This window comes from Anaerobacillus sp. ABR4_321, from assembly GCF_056158505.1.
Window position 1 is genome coordinate 1 of record NZ_JBSWTK010000013.1, and the last position, 779, is coordinate 779.

The following is a 779-nucleotide window of genomic DNA, read 5'->3' on the forward strand; positions in this document are numbered from 1 at the left end:
TACGTATTGCTCTAGGTTAACACCCACACTTACTTCAGGACGTACAGCACCTTTGTGTGGCACAAGCTGTGTCAAAGTGAGTACCACCATCGATTAAGATCAAGTCGAACATGTCTTTAGCCACTTCAATTAAATGAGCAATTTCATTATTCGTGTAATAACGTTGCAGCTTAATATCTCGGTTTCCTGCAAGGTGATATAAGTTCTTATACTGTTGAAGGGATTCACCAAGTTTTGCTTGCGTTAAATTCTGCGTTTTCAAATCAACTTTTAGGTCGTTAAGATAAGCCCCTTGGTATTCTGTAAAATAGTCAGCTGGATCCCATGCATTTAAACTAAGAACCAGTACCCTCTCGTGAATACGCTCTGCAATGGCTTTTCCTACATTAAATGTTGTAGTGCTTACGCCAGAGCCACTATGTGTACCAAAGAAACTAACAATGCGCTTACTTGAAGAGTTCTCCGTTCCACAAAGGTGGGAGAAGACTTCATCGACGACTTGTTCTATCGTGTAATTTTCATGAATTGGTTTGATGTGATGAGCACTACAGATTCGTTCAATGTTCGTGGTTCGAATATGACTTGGAATTTCGTGCAATTTATAAAAGATTGGTATCTCGGGATATACTTCTCGAATAAAAGACAATGTATCATATGAAACAGCTTTTCCATCAAGCAAGAGAGCATCCAATTTAACGCTTGTGTTGTTATCCTCTTTCACAGTATCGAAAAGTGGTGCAGGTGCTGTACGTCCTGAAGTAAGTGTGGGTGTTAACCTT

1 protein-coding gene is annotated in these 779 nt (G+C 39.7%); it reads right to left on the reverse strand.

All coding sequences use genetic code 11. The annotated features are described in order from the left end of the window. Window positions 1–34: 34 nt before the first annotated feature. Window positions 35–779 (reverse strand): CpaE/TadZ family protein (locus ACXADT_RS22935; protein ID WP_474835904.1); only part of this gene is annotated, 745 nt, incomplete at its 5' end.